This is a genomic window from Bordetella sp. 2513F2, assembly GCF_054642735.1.
Map to the genome: position 1 here is coordinate 3,327,146 of NZ_CM137755.1, position 16,326 is coordinate 3,343,471.

13 protein-coding genes are annotated in these 16,326 nt (G+C 69.1%); 7 read left to right on the plus strand and 6 right to left on the minus strand.

Annotation, left to right across the window (positions count from 1 at the left end; translation table 11 throughout):
• Positions 1-101 precede the first annotated feature (101 nt).
• From hutC to ACYBYQ_RS15775, 6 genes are read left to right on the plus strand one after another with little or no spacing between them, the layout of a single operon-like run.
• On the plus strand, positions 102-848 hold the full coding sequence (hutC, locus tag ACYBYQ_RS15750; RefSeq protein ID WP_459615236.1) for a histidine utilization transcriptional repressor HutC: 747 nt from the start codon (positions 102-104) through the stop codon (positions 846-848).
• Between the two features lie 22 nt (positions 849-870).
• The gene (hutU, locus tag ACYBYQ_RS15755; RefSeq protein WP_459615238.1) at positions 871-2,553 is read left to right on the plus strand and encodes a urocanate hydratase; all 1,683 of its coding nucleotides are present in this window, start codon (positions 871-873) and stop codon (positions 2,551-2,553) included.
• 33 nt (positions 2,554-2,586) lie between these two features.
• Positions 2,587-4,365 carry an HAL/PAL/TAL family ammonia-lyase gene (locus ACYBYQ_RS15760; protein WP_459615240.1) on the plus strand — a complete coding sequence of 593 codons (1,779 nt, stop codon included), beginning with the start codon at positions 2,587-2,589 and terminating at the stop codon, positions 4,363-4,365.
• Between the two features lie 42 nt (positions 4,366-4,407).
• Positions 4,408-5,394, plus strand: coding sequence for a Bug family tripartite tricarboxylate transporter substrate binding protein (locus ACYBYQ_RS15765; protein ID WP_459615242.1), 987 nt, complete (start codon positions 4,408-4,410; stop codon positions 5,392-5,394).
• A 14-nt stretch (positions 5,395-5,408) separates the two neighbouring features.
• Positions 5,409-6,413: an ornithine cyclodeaminase family protein gene (locus ACYBYQ_RS15770; protein WP_459615244.1), complete on the plus strand. Its 1,005-nt coding sequence runs from the start codon at positions 5,409-5,411 to the stop codon at positions 6,411-6,413.
• Positions 6,414-6,430: 17 nt separating this feature from the next.
• Positions 6,431-7,249, plus strand: a complete 819-nt coding sequence (locus ACYBYQ_RS15775; protein WP_459615245.1) for a phosphate/phosphite/phosphonate ABC transporter substrate-binding protein — start codon at positions 6,431-6,433, stop codon at positions 7,247-7,249.
• 229 nt (positions 7,250-7,478) lie between these two features.
• On the opposite strand, the gene ACYBYQ_RS15780 is transcribed toward ACYBYQ_RS15775, so the two are convergent.
• The 4 genes from ACYBYQ_RS15780 to tkt form a co-directional block, all read right to left on the minus strand.
• A complete protein-coding gene (locus ACYBYQ_RS15780) occupies positions 7,479-9,179 on the minus strand; it encodes a SulP family inorganic anion transporter (RefSeq protein WP_459615246.1) in 1,701 nt (566 codons plus the stop codon).
• A 214-nt stretch (positions 9,180-9,393) separates the two neighbouring features.
• Complete coding sequence (locus ACYBYQ_RS15785) at positions 9,394-10,590, minus strand: phosphoglycerate kinase (RefSeq protein WP_459615247.1); 1,197 nt, start codon at positions 10,588-10,590, stop codon at positions 9,394-9,396.
• 4 nt (positions 10,591-10,594) lie between these two features.
• Positions 10,595-11,605 (minus strand): type I glyceraldehyde-3-phosphate dehydrogenase, encoded by a 1,011-nt coding sequence (gap, locus tag ACYBYQ_RS15790; protein ID WP_459615248.1) that lies wholly within the window; start codon positions 11,603-11,605, stop codon positions 10,595-10,597.
• A 14-nt stretch (positions 11,606-11,619) separates the two neighbouring features.
• Positions 11,620-13,662 carry a transketolase gene (tkt, locus tag ACYBYQ_RS15795; protein WP_459615249.1) on the minus strand — a complete coding sequence of 681 codons (2,043 nt, stop codon included), beginning with the start codon at positions 13,660-13,662 and terminating at the stop codon, positions 11,620-11,622.
• Positions 13,663-13,884: 222 nt separating this feature from the next.
• Between tkt and ACYBYQ_RS15800 the strand changes: the two genes are divergently transcribed.
• The gene (locus tag ACYBYQ_RS15800) at positions 13,885-14,625 is read left to right on the plus strand and encodes a 16S rRNA (uracil(1498)-N(3))-methyltransferase (RefSeq protein ID WP_459615250.1); all 741 of its coding nucleotides are present in this window, start codon (positions 13,885-13,887) and stop codon (positions 14,623-14,625) included.
• A gap of 54 nt (positions 14,626-14,679) precedes the next feature.
• On the opposite strand, the gene ACYBYQ_RS15805 is transcribed toward ACYBYQ_RS15800, so the two are convergent.
• Together ACYBYQ_RS15805 and ACYBYQ_RS15810 are read right to left on the minus strand one after the other, a co-directional pair.
• Entirely contained in the window at positions 14,680-15,147 is a 468-nt protein-coding gene (locus ACYBYQ_RS15805) for a barstar family protein (RefSeq protein ID WP_459615252.1), read from the minus strand.
• Positions 15,144-16,301 carry a patatin-like phospholipase family protein gene (locus ACYBYQ_RS15810; protein ID WP_459618802.1) on the minus strand — a complete coding sequence of 386 codons (1,158 nt, stop codon included), beginning with the start codon at positions 16,299-16,301 and terminating at the stop codon, positions 15,144-15,146. The genes ACYBYQ_RS15805 and ACYBYQ_RS15810 overlap by 4 nt, the downstream gene beginning before the upstream one ends.
• Positions 16,302-16,326: the final 25 nt, after the last annotated feature.

Genomic DNA, 16,326 nt, shown 5'->3' on the forward strand with positions numbered 1-16,326 from the left:
GAAAATCCTTTAACGCATGAATACATGATCAAAGTTTACTTGACTATACTTGTATATCCAAGTTAAATCCTGGTCATCCGCTGTTGCTTCCGAGATTTCTCATGAGCGCTCCTTCATCAGATAGCCGGCTCGCGCCCTACGCCCGTATCAAACGCCACATCGTCGAGAACATCGAGTCGGGCCAATGGGCGGTAAACGAGCAAGTGCCTTCCGAGAACCAGTTGGCCGCCCAGTTCGACGTATCGCGCATGACCGCGCGCCGCGCAATCCTTGAACTGACGCAAGACGGCATGCTGGTCCGCAGCCAGGGGTTGGGCACTTTCGTGGCCGAACGGCGGCCGGTGCTGCCCGTGCTGGAAGTGCGCAACATCGCCGATGAGATCGCCGGACGCGGCCACCGCTACGCCAACCGCGTCATCGAGCTGAAGGAGACCCCGGCCACCGAGGGCATCGCCATCGCGCTGAACGTCGCGCCGGGCAGCCCCGTCTACCACTCGCTGATCCTGCACCTGGACAACGACGTGCCGGTGCAGTTGGAAGACCGCTACGTCAATCCGGCGGTGGCGCCCGGCTACCTGGAGCAGGACTTCGGGCTGGAAACCCCTAACGCCTATCTCAGCCGCGTCGCGCCGTTGTCCGCGGTCGAACACACCATCGAGGCCATCCTGCCCAGTGCCGACGTGGCCCAATGGCTGGGCGGCAAGACCCCGCAAGCCTGCCTGCAGGTACTGCGTCGCACCTGGGCCGGCTCCCACATCGCCACCTTCGCGCGGCTGATCCATCCCGGCGATTCGTATCGCCTGAGCGGCTACGCCACGGTGCCGCCGCAGCCTGGCCGGCCCGCCTGACAAGACCTTCCGGAGACACGAGATGAGTGAACGCAATCCCGCCCGCCACGACGCCACGCGCACGGTCCGCGCGCCGCGCGGCAACCAGTTGAGCTGCAAGAACTGGCTGATCGAGGCCGCCTACCGCATGATCCAGAACAATCTGGATGCCGAAGTGGCCGAGCATCCTCACGAACTGGTGGTCTATGGCGGCATCGGCCGCGCCGCGCGCGACTGGCAGGCCTACGACAAGATCCTGGAAGTGCTGCGTCGCCTGCAGGAGGACGAAACCCTGCTGATCCAGTCCGGCAAGCCGGTAGGCGTGTTCAAGACCCACGCCGACGCCCCGCGAGTGCTGCTGGCCAACTCCAACCTGGTGCCGCACTGGGCCACCTGGGAGCATTTCCACGAGCTCGACCGCAAGGGCCTCATGATGTATGGCCAGATGACCGCGGGCAGCTGGATCTACATCGGCTCGCAGGGCATCGTGCAGGGCACCTACGAAACCTTCTACGCGGTGGTCAACCAGCATTTCGGCGGCGACCCAAAAGGCCGCTGGATCCTGACTGCCGGCCTGGGCGGCATGGGCGGCGCGCAGCCGCTGGCCGCGACCATGGCGGGCATGAGCATGATCGCGGTGGAATGCGACGAATCTCGCATCGATTTCCGGCTGCGTACTCGCTATATCGACGTCAAGGCCACCTCGCTGGACGAGGCGCTGGCGATCATTGAAGAAGCCCGCAAGGACCAGCGCGCCATCTCGGTCGGCCTGCTCGGCAACGCCGCCGACGTCGTGCCCGAACTGGTGCGACGCGGCATCACGCCGGATTGCGTCACCGACCAGACATCGGCGCACGATCCGCTGAACGGCTACCTGCCACAAGGCTGGAGCATGCAGCAATGGCGCGAGAAGCGGCACAGCGATCCGGCCGCCGTCGTCGCCGCGGCCAAGCAGTCGATGGCCCTCCATGTGCGCGCCATGCTGGCGCTGAAGGAACGCGGCGCGGCCACGCTCGACTACGGCAACAACATCCGGCAGGTGGCGCTCGAGCAAGGCGTGGAGAACGCTTTCGACTTTCCCGGCTTCGTGCCCGCCTACATCCGCCCGCTGTTCTGCCAGGGCATCGGGCCGTTCCGCTGGGTCGCGCTGTCGGGCGACCCCGAAGACATCTACAAGACCGACGCCAAGGTCAAGGAGCTGCTACCCGACGACGCGCACCTGCACAACTGGCTGGACATGGCGCGCGAGCGCATCGCCTTCCAGGGCCTGCCCGCCCGCATCTGCTGGGTGGGCGTGCGCGACCGCGCGCGGCTGGGGCTGGCGTTCAACGAAATGGTGCGCAACGGCGAACTGAGCGCGCCCATCGTCATCGGCCGCGATCACCTGGACTCCGGCTCGGTCGCCAGTCCCAACCGCGAAACCGAATCCATGCTGGACGGCTCGGATGCGGTGTCCGACTGGCCCTTGCTTAACGCGCTGCTGAACACAGCCGGCGGCGCCACCTGGGTGTCGCTGCACCATGGCGGCGGCGTGGGCATGGGCTTCTCGCAGCACGCCGGCGTGGTCATCGTCTGCGACGGCTCGGCCGAAGCTGATCGCCGCCTGGAGCGGGTGCTGCGCAACGATCCGGGCACCGGCGTGATGCGCCATGCCGACGCCGGCTACGACATCGCCGCTCGCTGCGCCGAAGAAGTCGGTCTGGACCTGCCCATGCTCCAACCGTAGTCCCTCCCTTCGTCCTGCCATCAAGGAGTTGTGATGCGCCATCCCATTGCGGCCCACCGCCGCGCAGTCCAGACCTTGTCTACCGCGTTCGGCTTGAAGGCCGGGGCGGCGCTGCTTGCCGTCACGGCCGCCTTGGGCGGGCTCGCCCCCCAGGCGCGGGCAGACGATACGTCTACCGCCGTGGCCACGCAGGCCGCGCACGGCGCTCGAGCCGAACAGGCCCCCCTGGCGCTGGATGGCCGATCGCTGACGCCGGCGCAGGTCCTGGAAGTGGCGCGCGGCGGGCGGCTAGTGGAGCCGGCGCAGCAAGCATGGAAGACAGTGCAGCGCTCGCACGACCTGCTCCTGGCCTACGCGCGCCTGGGCCAGCCCGTCTATGGACTGAATCGCGGCGTGGGACAGAACAAGGACCAGACGATCTTCTCCGGCGATGCGATCTCCGAGGAGGCGCGCGCCTTGTCGGAGGCGTTCAACCATCGCATGCTGTTGTCGCATACCGTGGCCTACGGCGAGCCCGCCCCGCGCGACGTGGTGCGTGCCACCATGGTGCTGCGGCTGAACACGGCACTGTTCGGCGGAACGGGCATGAGCCCTGCGCTGGTGCGGCAATACGTCGAGTTCCTGAACAAGGGCCTGACGCCCGTGGTGCTGGGCGAAGGCTCGGTCGGGCAAGCCGACATCACCATCCTGCCGCAGATCGGCTTGGCGATGATGGGCGAAGGGCAAATCGAGTTCGACGGCCAGGTCATGGACGCCGCCGATGCGCTGCGGCGCGCCGGCGTCGAACCGGTCAAGCCCTATGCCAAGGACTCCCTGTCCCTCCTGAGCTCGAACGCCTACGGCGCGGCGCTGGCCCTGCTGGCCGCACACGACGTGCGGCAACTGATCGAGCGTGCCGACGAAGTGGCGGCCTTGTCGCTGGAGGGGCTGAACGGCAACGTGGCGCCGCTGCTGCCGGTCACGCAGGGGCAACGTCCCTATCCCGGCCAACGCCAGAGCGCCGAACACATCCTTGGCCTGCTCGAAGGCAGCGCGCTGTGGCAGAAGGACGAGCAACGATTCTTGCAGGATCCGCTGAGCTTTCGCACCGTCAGCCAGGTCCATGGGGCGGCGCGCGAAGCGTTGCGGGCGCTGGATGCCCAACTCGCCATCCAGATCAACAGCTCAGACGACAATCCGACCGTCGCGCTGGGCGCCGTGCCGCCTGCCGGCGTCACGCCCCAGGAAGCGCGCTACTACGTAACCGAGGGCGAGGTGCGCGGCGCGATTCTGCCTAGCGCCGGCTTCGACCCGACCGTCTGGGCCGTGCCGCTGCAAGGCGTGGGCATCGCCTTGTCGCACATCGCGCAATCGTCGGCGCAGCGCGTCCTGCGCATGGGCGATGCGACCTTCACGCGGCTGCCTCGCTTCCTGGCGCCGGACGACAAGACGCTGGCCTACACGACCATCCAGAAGCCGGTGTCCGTGCTGGCCACCGAAATCCGTGCGCTGTTGCATCCCGTTTCGTCCGATGCGCTGGTGGTCGCCGGCCACATCGAGGACGTCGGCACCAACGCGCCGCTGGCCGCGCAACGGGTGGGCCGGCAGGTTCAGCGCCTGCGCACCCTGTTGGGCATCGAACTGATCCATGCCGCCCAGGCGGTGGACCTGCGTACCCGCGCTGACCCGCAACGCCAGGTGGGCAAGGGCACCGCTGCGCTGCTGCGCGACTTCCGCGCGCATGTCGCCTTTCTTTCAGAAGACCGGCGGCTGGCCGACGACATCGAGCGTGCCCGCCGCTTTCTTGAACGGCCCCGCGATACGGCACGCTGAGTACCGGGGCCCATCCGCGAACCGAGACAGCAAGGGGAAAACATGAAAGCGTCTCTCGCTCTACGCACCACGATGGCCATCCTGGCCGCAACACTGACCACGGCGCCAACACTGGCTGCCGAGGCCCGCTATCCCAGCAAACCCGTCACCGTCGTCGTGCCCTTCGGCGCGGGCGGCATCGCCGATGCCCTGCCGCGCATCGTCGGCCAGAGACTCAGCGAGAAATGGGGCGTACCTGTCGTCGTCGAGAACAAGGCCGGCGCATCGGGCAACATCGGCATGGCGCAGGTGGCGCGCGCCGCGCCCGACGGCTACACGCTCGCCCTGGCGCCGGCCGGCAACCTGACGGTCAATCCGCTGTTGTACAAGCAACTGCCCTTCGACACCGCCCGGGACTTCGCCCCGGTGACCCTGCTGGCCACCTCGCCCAACGTGCTGGTGGTCAACGAGAAGGTGCCGGCGCAAAGCTTCGAAGAACTCGTGGACTACGCCCGCCAGCACCCCGACAAGCTGAACTACGCCTCGCCCGGCCCCGGCAGCGGCGCGCACCTGGCAGGCGAATTGCTGAACCAGTCGGCGGGCATCGTCACCCGCCACATCCCGTACAACGGGATGGCGCCGGCGGTCAACGATGTCGTGGCGGGCAACGTCGACATGATGTTCGCCGGCATCTCAACCGTGCTGCCGCATATCCAGAGCGGCAAGCTGCGCGCGCTGGCGGTGGCCGGCCCCGAACGCCTGCCGCAGTTGCGCGACGTGCCCACGGTGGCGCAAAGCGGCTACCCCGGCTTCGACGTGACCTCGTGGTACGGCATCGTCGCGCCCGCCGGGGTACCCGCCGAAATCCTCGACACCCTGCAAAAGGACATCGCGCTGGCCTTGCGCGACGAGGCGGTGGGACAGAAATTTTCCGGCCTGGGCGTGACGCCCGCCGATTCCGGCCGCGAGGCGTTCGCCAGGATGATCCAGGACGAGACGCGCAAATGGGCAGACATCGTCGAGAAAGCCGGCATCCCGCCCATCCAATGAAACCCGGAGACACCATGCAGCCCATAGACATCACCTACCTGAACGGCCCCGACGTGCGGGCACTGGCGCTGACCGACGCCGAGATCCTGGCGGCGGTCGAAAGCGCGCTCGACGCCCAGGGGCGCGGCCGGACCGTCATCGAGCCGCGCGTGCACCTGGTGCCGGAGTCTTCGGACAAGGGGCATTTCAACGTGCTGCGCGGCTACATCGAGCCGCTGCACGTGGCCGGGGTCAAGGTGGTCAGCGATTTCGTGGACAACTACAAGATCGACCTGCCCTCGGAAATGGCTTTGCTCAACCTGTTCGATCCCGTCAACGGCAAGCCGCTGGCGGTGGTCGACGCCACGGCCATCACGGACATGCGTACCGGCGCGGTCACCGCGCTGGGCGCCAAGCACCTGGCCCGCAAGCACAGCAAGGTGCTTGGCCACATCGGCGCGCGCGGCACCTCGTACTGGAACGTGCGCCTGCTCGACAGCCTGTACGACTTCGACGAGATCCGCGTGCACTCGCGCCGCCCCGAAAGCCGCTGCGCCTTCGGCGAGCGGCTTTCGCAGGACCTGGGCAAGCCGGTCAAGGTCGTGGACGACTGGGAATCATGCGTGCGCGAAGCCGACATCGTCGTCGAGGCTTCGCGGCTGCCCGAACCCACTCCGCTGCTCAAAACCGAGTGGATCAAACCCGGTGCCCTGGTCATGCCCTACGGCACCATGAGCGCGGTCGAGCTTTCGCTCACCGACATCATGAGCAAGGTGATCGTGGACGACTGGGGCCAATGCCGCAAGGGCCTGCCCTATGGGGCGCTGCGCGCCCATGTCGACAGCGACCGCGTGACCGAGGAGAACCTGCACGCCGAACTGGGCCAGATCGTCGCGGGCCTGAAGCCTGGCCGGGAGCGCGAGGACGAAACCATCCTGTTCTGGCACCGGGGCTTGTCCACGACCGACATCGCCCTCGGCCACGCGATGCTCGAGAAGGCCCGCAAGCTGGGATTGGGACAGACGCTGAAGTTCGCCTAGACTGACGCGCGGCCGACATGACGCTCATCGCCTCGACCCGTATGTACGACGTTGCGCCAGCGGCACGTGCGGCCTGGCATGCCTTGCTGCACGAGGCGCACACGCGTGCCGGGCTGCGCGTGCGTTGGGTCGAGCATGGCTGGCCCACCCCTATCGGCGAACTCTGGGAGCGCCCCGGGCTGTGCCCGGCCTTCATGTGCGGCTGGCCGTTCGTCCAAGCCCTGCGTGACGGACGTCGCTTCGTGCCGGTAGCCGCGGTAGTGCCAGTGTGGTCAGCCTACGAAGGGTTGCCGCGTTATCGCAGCGAGTTCCTGGTACGGGACGCCGCCGGCTGGCGCACGCTGAATGAAGCGGCGGGAAGCCGCTACGGCTGGATGGTGCGCGACTCGCAATCGGGCTGGAATGCTCCGCGCGCGGTACTGGCCGGGCTCGCGCCCGCCCGGGGCGCGTTCTTTGCCGAATCCAAGGGTCCTTACGGCAATCCGCGCGGCTTGCTGCGCGCGCTCACCGAAGGCGAAATCGACCTGACCGCCGTCGACGGCTGGTATCTCGACCTGCTGCGGGAGCACGACCCGGCGGCGCTCGAAGGCCTGCGAACGCTTGCTTACACCCCTTGGACGCCCAATCCGCTCCTGGTGGCCAGCCGCGATGTGGACACCGCAATCGTCGCCCGATTGTCTGCCGCCCTGCTGGAATTGCATGCGGACGAGCAAGGCGCGCGCCTGCTGCGCGAGGCCGGTATCGCGCGCTGCGTGGAACCCGAGGTGGAAAGCTACCAGTCGCTGATCGACATGCAGGCGGCAGCGGAATCGGCCGGTTATCAGGAGATCCGCTGAATGGCTAGCTGCCGCTACGAACCGTTCCGCATTGCACTGAGCGAGCTGCCGGCCCACCCTGGCGCAACGGCGGCGGCATCACCCGCGAGATATCGCCCGCTTTCCCGAGATCCCGCGGCTACAGCGCGGAGCTCAACGGTCGTCTCAAGGGCGGCTACAACACTCGTCAATACGGCAGGCCGGACCAACGCATCGATGCCATCCCTGTACATCGACGGCGGCTACCACATCATCGATTGAGACCCGGCGCCGCGGCGGACGGCCCTGCCATCCCCCGCTCGATGGCCTCCACGGCCTGTTCCGGACTGGCGTAGAGGCGCCCGGGCCCCATGCGCCCGGCCAGGCCGCTGCGTTCCAGCGCGGTGCGGAACCGGCCGTGCCCTCCTCCCACGACCAAGCCGATGCCGCGCGCCGCGAGGTCCTGCCTGAGCCACTCCAGCGCCTCGATCGCGTCGGCGTCGGCCTGGGTCATGGCTTCCGCATCCAGCACGAACCACTGCACCGGCCCCGCCTGCGCGATGATCTCGCGCGCGCGGCGCCGGAAGGCCTCGGCATTGAAGAACCAGATCGAGGACTCGAACAGCCACACCACGGTGCCCGGTATGGGACGCGCCGCAGGATCGAGATGGAGCTTGGCCAGGATGCGCTCGTTGGGCAGCCTGCCGAGCAGGGCATCGCGCGGATTGGCCGACACGTACAGCGCATACAGTAGGGTCGCCCCCACCGCCACGGCCACGCCCTGCAGCACGCCGAAGGCCACCACGCCCACCGCCGCGAGCAGCGCAAAGACCAGCTCCACGCGCGAGACGCTCGCCAATTGCCGGAACGCCTGCAGGTCCACCAGGCTGGCTGCGGCCAGCAGCAGGATGGCCGAGAGCGTGGCCTGCGGCAGCCAATAGAGCGGCGCGTTCAGCAGCGCCACCACCAGGAGCAGGGCCAGCGCCGCGCAGATGCCCACCAGCGGCGTTGATCCGCCCGCCACGCGCGCCACGGCAGTGCGCGAATCGGCGCCGGTGACGGCGAAGCCCTGGAACAGCCCGGCCGCCACATTGGCCGCGCCGAATCCCACCAGCTCGCGGTTGGGGTCCACGTAGTCGCCGCTGCGCGCAGCGAAACTGCGCGCCGTGACAATGCCGCTGGAAAAGCTCACTACGAGCACTCCGGTGGCGCCCAGCAGCATGGCGTCGAGGCTCTCCACGCGCGTGGGCAGGCCGAATGCCGGCAGGCCGGCCGGCACCGCGCCCACCACCGCGATCCCCAGCCTGGGGAAATCGAGCAGCCACGACAGGACGCAGGTGACGGCCACCAGGATGATGGGGCCGGGCAGGCCCGGCCGCCAGCGGCGCAGCGCCAGCAATGCCGCGCAGCAGGCCACGCCCAGCGCCAGGGTGGGCAGGTGTATCTCGCGCAGGCTGCGCGACAGCTCCACGAACGGCGAGATCAGGCCGGCGTGGCGCAGCCCCACGCCGGTGAGCCCGCTGAGCTGCGACAAGGCCAGTGTGACGGCCACGCCGGCCAGGTAGCCCACCAGCACGGGCCGGGACAGCAGGTTGGCCACCAGGCCCAGCCGCAGCACACGGGCCAGCAGGCATCCCAGCCCGACGGCCAGCGCCATCGCGGTGGCCGCCTCCAGGCGCGCTTCCGGCGTGACGAGCCCCATGCCGGTGAGGGTGGCGGCGATCAGCGTGCAGGTGGCGGTGTCCGGACCGACAATGAGCGTGCGCGAGGCGCCGAACACGGCATAGCCCAGCATCCCGGCGATGGCCGCCCACAGGCCGGCCACGGGCGGCAGCCCCATCATGGCGGCATACGCCAGGCCCACCGGCAGCGCCACCGCCGCCACGCTGAGCCCCGCCACGAGGTCTTGCCGGGCCGTGGCCCGCGTCATGCCGCGTAGGTGGTTCAGGCCGGGAAAGTAGTCGAGGACCATGGTCTGCAGGAGAGATGTGCCGCGCAGGCGGCGGGTGAATACCGGCAGTAGCCTACACCAGGCAGGGCCGGGATACGGGATCTGCCATGGCTTTCCTTGGGATGGGGCGCGCCGGCGGCCTGGGGCCGGGGTGGCGGGGGATGGGTGTTGCCCGAACGGAAAACGCCCTGCCCGTCTTGCGGCGGGCAGGGCGTCGGGGGCTGGGCGCGCGGGTTCAGGGTTGGGCGCGCTGCTCCAGGATTTCCACGGCGGGCAGGGTCTTGCCCTCGAGGAACTCGAGGAAGGCGCCGCCGCCGGTGGAGATGTAGCCCACCTGGTCGGCGATGCCGTACTTGGCGATGGCCGCCAGGGTGTCGCCGCCGCCGGCGATGGAGAAGCCTTGGGCCCCGGCGATGGCGCGAGCCACCACCTCGGTTCCCTTGGCGAACTGGTCGAACTCGAACACGCCCACGGGGCCGTTCCACACGATGGTGCCGGCCTTTTCCAGCAGCGCAGCCAGCTGGCCGGCCGTCTGCGGGCCGATGTCGAGGATCAGGTCGTCGTCGGCCACGTCGGACGCGGCCTTGACGGTTGCCTCGGCCTCGGCGCCGAAGGTCTTGGCGCAGACCACGTCCACGGGAATGGGCACGTCGGCGCCGCGCTGCTTCATGATGTCGATCACGGCGCGGGCCTGGTCGGCCTGGTCGGGCTCGGCGAGCGACTTGCCGATGGGCAGGCCCGCGGCCAGCATGAAGGTGTTGGCGATGCCGCCGCCCACCACCAGCTTGTCGACCTTGCCCGCCAGCGACTGCAGGATGGAGAGCTTGGTCGAGACCTTGGAACCGCCCACGATGGCCACCAGCGGACGCCTGGGCTCGTGCAGCGCGCGCCCCAGGGCGTCCAGCTCGGCCTCGAGCAGCGGGCCGGCGCAGGCCACGGCCGCAAAGCGCGCGATGCCGTGCGTGGTGGCCTCGGCGCGGTGCGCCGTGCCGAAGGCGTCGTTGACGTAGACGTCGCACAGCGCCGCCATCTTGCGCGACAGCGCCTCGTCGTTCTTCTTCTCGCCCACGTTCACGCGGCAGTTCTCGAGCAGCACGACCTCGCCCGGCGCCACGCTGACGCCGTCGACCCAGTCCTGCACCAGCCGCACCGGCTTGCCGAGCAGTTCGGACAGGCGCTCGCCGACCGGGGCCAGCGTATCGCCCTCGCCCAGCTTGCCTTCGGACGGACGGCCCAGGTGCGAGGTGACCATGACGGCCGCGCCCGCCTCCAGCGCCATCTGGATGCCGGGCACCGACGCGCGGATGCGGGTGTCTTCGCTGATGCGGCCGGCATCGTCGAAGGGCACGTTGAGATCCGCGCGGATGAAGACCCGCTTGCCGGCCAGGGCGCCGGCCTTGGCCAGCGCCGTGAGGGTGTTGACCTTGGCCATGGGCTTACTTGGCGGACATCAGCGCGACGGTGGTGTCGAGCATGCGGTTGGAGAAGCCCCACTCGTTGTCGTACCACGACGAGACCTTGACCAGCGTGCCCGACACCTTGGTGAGCGTGGCGTCGAAGGTGCTGGAAGCCGGGTTGTGGTTGAAGTCGACCGACACCAGGGGCTCGGTGTTGTAGTTCAGGATGCCCTTGAGCTCGCCCTCGGACGCCGCCTTCAGGATGCCGTTGACCTCTTCCACCGAGGTTTCGCGCGCGGCCACGAACGACAGGTCGACGATCGACACGTTGATGGTGGGCACGCGGATCGCGAAACCGTCGAGCTTGCCGTTGAGCTCGGGCAGCACCAGCCCCACGGCGGCGGCGGCGCCGGTCTTGGTGGGGATCATGCTCTGCGTGGCCGAACGGGCGCGGCGCAGGTCTTCGTGGTAGACGTCGGTGAGGACCTGGTCGTTCGTGTAGGCGTGCACCGTGGTCATCAGGCCCGACACCACGCCCAGCTTCTCGTGCAGCGGCTTGACCAGCGGGGCCAGGCAGTTGGTGGTGCACGAGGCGTTGGAGATGACCGTGTCGGTGGCCTTGAGCACGCAGTGGTTCACGCCGTAGACGATGGTGGCGTCGACGTCCTTGCCGCCCGGGGCCGAGATCACGACCTTCTTGGCGCCGCCCTTCAGGTGGGCGCCGGCCTTTTCCTTGGAGGTGAAGAAGCCGGTGCATTCGAGCACCACATCCACGCCCAGCTCGCCCCAGGGCAGCTCGGCCGGGTTGCGGTTGGCCAGCACGCGGATCTTGTCGCCGTTGACCACCATGTAGTCGCCGTCGACCGAGACTTCACCCGGGAACTTGCCGTGCGCCGTGTCGTAGCGCGTGAGGTGGGCGTTGGTCTTGGGGTCGCCCAGGTCGTTGATGGCGACGATCTCGATGTCGTGCTTCTTGCCGGCTTCGTAGTGGGCACGCAGGACGTTGCGGCCGATGCGGCCGTATCCGTTGATGGCAACGCGGATGGTCATAGTCGATCTCCTTTTTACAGAACCTGCTTGACGGCCTCGGCCACCTTGTCGGCGGTCAGTCCGAAGAACTTGAACAGGGCGCCTGCGGGCGCGGATTCGCCGTAGCGGTCGATGCCGACCACCTTGCCCTCCAGGCCCACGTACTTGTACCAGAACGCGGTGACCCCGGCCTCGACGGCCACGCGCGGCAGGCCCGGCGGCAGCACGGCGCGCTTCCACTCGGCATCCTGGTGGTCGAAGACGTCGGTGCTGGGCATGGAAACCACGCGCACGGCGATGCCTTCCTTGCCCAGTTGCTCCTGCGCGGCCAGCGCCAGGGCCACTTCCGAGCCGGTGGCGAGGATGACCGCACGCGCGCCTTCGGCGTCGCGCAGCACGTAGCCCCCGCGCGAGATGGCCTGCAGCGTGGCGGCGTCGCGCGGCACGAAGGGCAGGTTCTGGCGCGACAGCAGCAGCGCCGTGGGACCGCCGTCGCGCACGTCCATGCCGATGCTGGCCGGGCGCGACACCGCGGCGCCCCAGGCCACGGCCGTCTCGGTGGTGTCGCACGGGCGCCAGACCGAGAGGTTGGGAATCAGGCGCAGGCTGGCGGCGTGCTCGATGGACTGGTGCGTGGGGCCGTCTTCGCCCAGGCCGATGGAATCGTGGGTGAACACGTGCACCACGCGCTGCTTCATGAGCGCGGCCATGCGTATGGCGTTGCGCGAGTAGTCGGAGAAGGTGAGGAAGGTGCCGCCGAAAGGCAGGTAGCCGCCATGCAGGGCGATGCCGTTCATGATGGCCGCCATGCCGAATTCGCGCACGCCGTAGTTGATGTGGCGGCCGAACTGCACGCCGCCGCCTTCGGCTGCGGCGCGCACCGGCGCCACGCCCTTCCAGTCGGTGTAGTTCGAGCCGGTGAGGTCGGCCGAGCCGCCCAGCAGCTCGGGCAGCAGCCCGGCCAGCTCGGTGATGGCGAACTGCGACGCCTTGCGCGTGGCCACGGTTTCGCCCTTGGCGTCGGTGGCCTGCACGAAGGCCTGCAGCCGCCCGGCAAAGCCCTCGGGCAGCTCGCCCTGCATGCGCCGCGTGAATTCGGCGGCCTCGGCCGGATAGGCGGCGGCATAGGCGTCGAAGGCCTGTTGCCATTGCGACTGGGCGCGGGCGCCCTGCTCGCGGGCGTTCCAGCCGTCGTAGACGGCCTGGGGGATCTCGAAGGCAGCGTTCTGCCAGCCCAGCGCATCGCGCGTGGCGACGATCTCGGCGGCGCCCAGCGGCGCGCCGTGCACGTTGTGGGAACCGGCCATGTTGGGCGAACCCTTGCCGATGACGGTGCGGCACACGATCAGCGTGGGCTTCTCGTTCTGCGCGCGCGCAGCCGCGATGGCGGCGTCGACGGCGTCGACGTCATGGCCGTTGACGCCGCGGATGACGTTCCAGCCATAGCCTTCGAAGCGCGTGGCGGTGTCGTCGCCGAACCAGTGCTCGACTTCGCCGTCGATGGAGATGCCGTTGTCGTCGTACAGCACAACCAGCTTGGACAGCTTGAGCGTGCCGGCCAGCGAGCAGGCCTCGTGCGAGATGCCTTCCATCAGGCAGCCGTCGCCCGTGAAGGCGTAGGTATGGTGATCGACGATGGTGTGGCCGGGGCGGTTGAACTCGGCCGCGAGCAGCGACTCGGCCAGCGCCATGCCCACCGCGTTGGCCAGGCCCTGGCCCAGCGGGCCGGTGGTGGTTTCCACGCCCGGGGTGATGCCGACCTCGGGGTGGCCCGGCGTGCGCGAGTGCAGCTGGCGGAACTGCTTGAGCTCTTCGAGCGGCAGGTCGTAGCCGGTGAGATGCAGCAGCGCGTAGATCAGCATGGAGCCATGGCCGTTGGACAGCACGAAGCGGTCGCGGTCGGCCCAGGCGGGATCCGCCGGATTGTGGCGCAGATGGCGCGTCCAGAGCGCCTGGGCCATCTCCGCCATGCCCATCGGCGCCCCGGGGTGGCCGGAATTGGCTTGCTGCACGGCATCCATTGCGAGAACGCGGATGGCGTCGGCCAAGGCAGGGGTGGGAACGTTCGACTGGCTCATTCGGAAGGCTCTGGCGGTAAGGGCGGGGAAATCGGGAATTGGCTGGCGCAGGCTGGAAACTCCAGCCGCAGGCAGGGAGCAAAGCCTCTGGATTTTAGCATCCGGGCCTGGGGCGCCCTGCCGCCTGCGGCCCCGCAGAGGTACCAGTCTGGATCAAAATGTTAGGCTACGCGGACTCGTGAGACACCACGTCCGGCCTGCCCGGACGCCCCAGACCCTACCATGCCCCTGCCCCGCTTCTACTGCGATGTGCCGCTGTCGGCCGGCGCGCGCATCGTCCTGCCGGATGCCACGGCGCACCACGCCGTGCGCGTGCTGCGCCTGCGCGACGGCGCCGCCCTCACCCTGTTCAATGGCACGGGCGGCGAATATCCCGCGGTCCTGCGCCTGGACGGCCGCAGCGCCAGCGCCGAACTGGGCCCGCTGGACCCGCGCGAGGCCGAGCTGCCCGGCCGCATCACCCTGGTGCAGGGCCTGCCCGGCAGCGACAAGATGGACTGGGTGGTGGAAAAAGCGGTGGAGCTCGGCGCTGCCTGCATCGTGCCGGTGAGCGCGCGCCGCAGCGTGGTGCAGCTGTCCGGCAACCGCGTCGAGAAACGGCTGGCGCACTGGCAGCGCATCGCCCAGGCGGCGGCCGAGCAATGCGGACGCAACCGCCTGGCCGCCGTGGAAGCGCCGTGCACGCTGGCCGAGTGGCTGGCGCGTCCGGCCGAGGGCCTGCGCCTGATGTGCCACCCCGAGGCTGCGCTGCCGCTGGCCGAAGCCCTGCCGCCCCGCGGCAGCGCGCCTTTTTCTCTGGCCCTGCTGGTAGGCCCGGAAGGCGGCTGGTCGGACGAAGAGATTGCGGCAGCCCGCGCCGCGGGTGTACAGGCGGTGCGCTTCGGGCCGCGCGTGCTGCGCACCGAGACCGCCGGCCTGGCCCTGATGGCCGCCGCGTGCGCGCTGCTGGGCTGGACCGACTAGGGCGCGCGTCAACTCGGACGCGCGCCCGCAGCAAGGCGCCGCGCGCCGGCCGGATCAGTCGTTCACGCCATAGGGCGCAGCGGCCACGCCGGGCTCGGGATCGGGATGGCGGCCGGCATGCTCGATCACGTAGGCGAAGATGCGCCCGTTCTCGCGCGCGAACTCGGCCGCGTCGGCACAGACGGCCTCGATGCGCCCGGCATCCTCGGCCAGGGCGGGATCGCCCGAATGCAGCCGGTACAGCCACAGCACCACGCCGGCCTTCTGGTCGAGCACCGTATCGCACAGGCAATCGTAGAGGGCGTCGAGATTGCCGCCGAAATATTCGGGGAAATCGACTGCCTTGGCGATGGCGCGCAGCACCGCCGAACGGCTGCGCGCGCGATCGCAGTCGGCGACCATGAGCGGCACGCCCAGCGCCTGGGCTGCGTCCACCATGGCCTGCTTGTCGACTTCGTCATGGTCGATCGCGCCGCCTCGGCGCAACTGGCGTAACAGGGAAGATTGGCCGTTCCGCGTCATGCTCTGGCCTCCTCGAAAAACCGGCTGACTTCTTCGATACGCCGCATCGTATCGGCATAACCCAGTTCGATCAATCGCCGCGTGTAGCCTGCCTCGAACAAGAGGTAGGACAACAACGCCCCGCCGCCCGAGGCCCCGGCTTCGGCGGACACGCCGAGCACGCGGAAGAGTGTCCGCGCCTGGGCCGGCATGTCGTCCAGATGCGCCAGGGCCAGATCGTCGAGCGACTGACTGGGGGTGAGCGCCAGCACGTCCACCTGCCGCAATCCCGTGGCATCGGGCGGCGAGGCGTGCCGCAGCAGCGCGTTGGTGCGTTCGAGCCGCTCCACGTCGGTGGAGAGGCTGTCCAGGAAAATGCCGGACAGCGCGTGGCCGGCCACCTGCGCCAGGGAAGGATAAGGCGGCGCCTCGGTGCGGTCCTCGGGATGGGTGTCGTCGCGGTAGGCGGTGCCGATGACCAGCACCCGGTGTGCACCAAGATGGATCGCCGGGCTGATCGGCGCCAGCTGCCGCATGGACCCGTCGCCGCACCATTCGAGCTGCCCGTGGACCTGCACGGCGCGGGCCGGAAAGATGAAGGGAATGGCCGAAGAGGCCATCAGGTGTTCGACGCCGATGGCCGTGGGCACGGCACGGCGCAGGAAACGGTGCCAGGGCTCGATGGGGTGGCCCGCCTGGTAGAAGGTGAGATGTTCGCCGCTGTTGTAGCCCAGGGCGGTCACGGCCAGCCCGGACACGAAACCGCGCGAAAGATTGGCCTGCAGCCGCCGGAAATTCAGCGCCCGGCCCAGCAGGTCCGCCAGCGGCGCATTGTCGAGCAGCGAGCGCGGGCGCTCGCCCGTGGCGCCGGCCATCATCCAGCCCAGCGACATCAGGCCCAGCCAGCGCACCCCCGTGCGTATCAGGCCGGGCGCGTCGGCCCGATACACCATGCCGGTTTCCAGCGATTCCCACAGCTGGCGCATGCGCCGCAGCGCCAGGTGCGGACGGTGGGCCCGGCACGCCAGGGCCGTGGCGTTGATCGCCCCGGCCGAGGTGCCGCAGATGATGGGAAAGGGATTGAGGAAGCCGGGCCGCCCGGCGGGGTCGAGTATGGCCATGACGGCGGCCAGTGCGCCGACCTGGTAGGCGGCGCGCGCGCCGCCACCCGTCAGGACCAGGCCGGTGGGCCGCAGCGAC

What these genes read in the sequence shown, in the direction of transcription:
- ACYBYQ_RS15805 (WP_459615252.1), bottom strand. Translation starts at nt 15,147, where the DNA reads ATGACGCGGAACGGCCAATCTTCCCTGTTACGCCAGTTGCGCCGAGGC.
- gap (WP_459615248.1), bottom strand. Translation starts at nt 11,605, where the DNA reads ATGACCATCCGCGTTGCCATCAACGGATACGGCCGCATCGGCCGCAAC.
- ACYBYQ_RS15780 (WP_459615246.1), bottom strand. Translation starts at nt 9,179, where the DNA reads ATGGTCCTCGACTACTTTCCCGGCCTGAACCACCTACGCGGCATGACG.
- ACYBYQ_RS15785 (WP_459615247.1), bottom strand. Translation starts at nt 10,590, where the DNA reads ATGGCCAAGGTCAACACCCTCACGGCGCTGGCCAAGGCCGGCGCCCTG.
- ACYBYQ_RS15800 (WP_459615250.1), top strand. Translation starts at nt 13,885, where the DNA reads ATGCCCCTGCCCCGCTTCTACTGCGATGTGCCGCTGTCGGCCGGCGCG.
- ACYBYQ_RS15775 (WP_459615245.1), top strand. Translation starts at nt 6,431, where the DNA reads ATGACGCTCATCGCCTCGACCCGTATGTACGACGTTGCGCCAGCGGCA.
- tkt (WP_459615249.1), bottom strand. Translation starts at nt 13,662, where the DNA reads ATGAGCCAGTCGAACGTTCCCACCCCTGCCTTGGCCGACGCCATCCGC.
- hutU (WP_459615238.1), top strand. Translation starts at nt 871, where the DNA reads ATGAGTGAACGCAATCCCGCCCGCCACGACGCCACGCGCACGGTCCGC.
- ACYBYQ_RS15765 (WP_459615242.1), top strand. Translation starts at nt 4,408, where the DNA reads ATGAAAGCGTCTCTCGCTCTACGCACCACGATGGCCATCCTGGCCGCA.
- hutC (WP_459615236.1), top strand. Translation starts at nt 102, where the DNA reads ATGAGCGCTCCTTCATCAGATAGCCGGCTCGCGCCCTACGCCCGTATC.
- ACYBYQ_RS15770 (WP_459615244.1), top strand. Translation starts at nt 5,409, where the DNA reads ATGCAGCCCATAGACATCACCTACCTGAACGGCCCCGACGTGCGGGCA.
- ACYBYQ_RS15760 (WP_459615240.1), top strand. Translation starts at nt 2,587, where the DNA reads ATGCGCCATCCCATTGCGGCCCACCGCCGCGCAGTCCAGACCTTGTCT.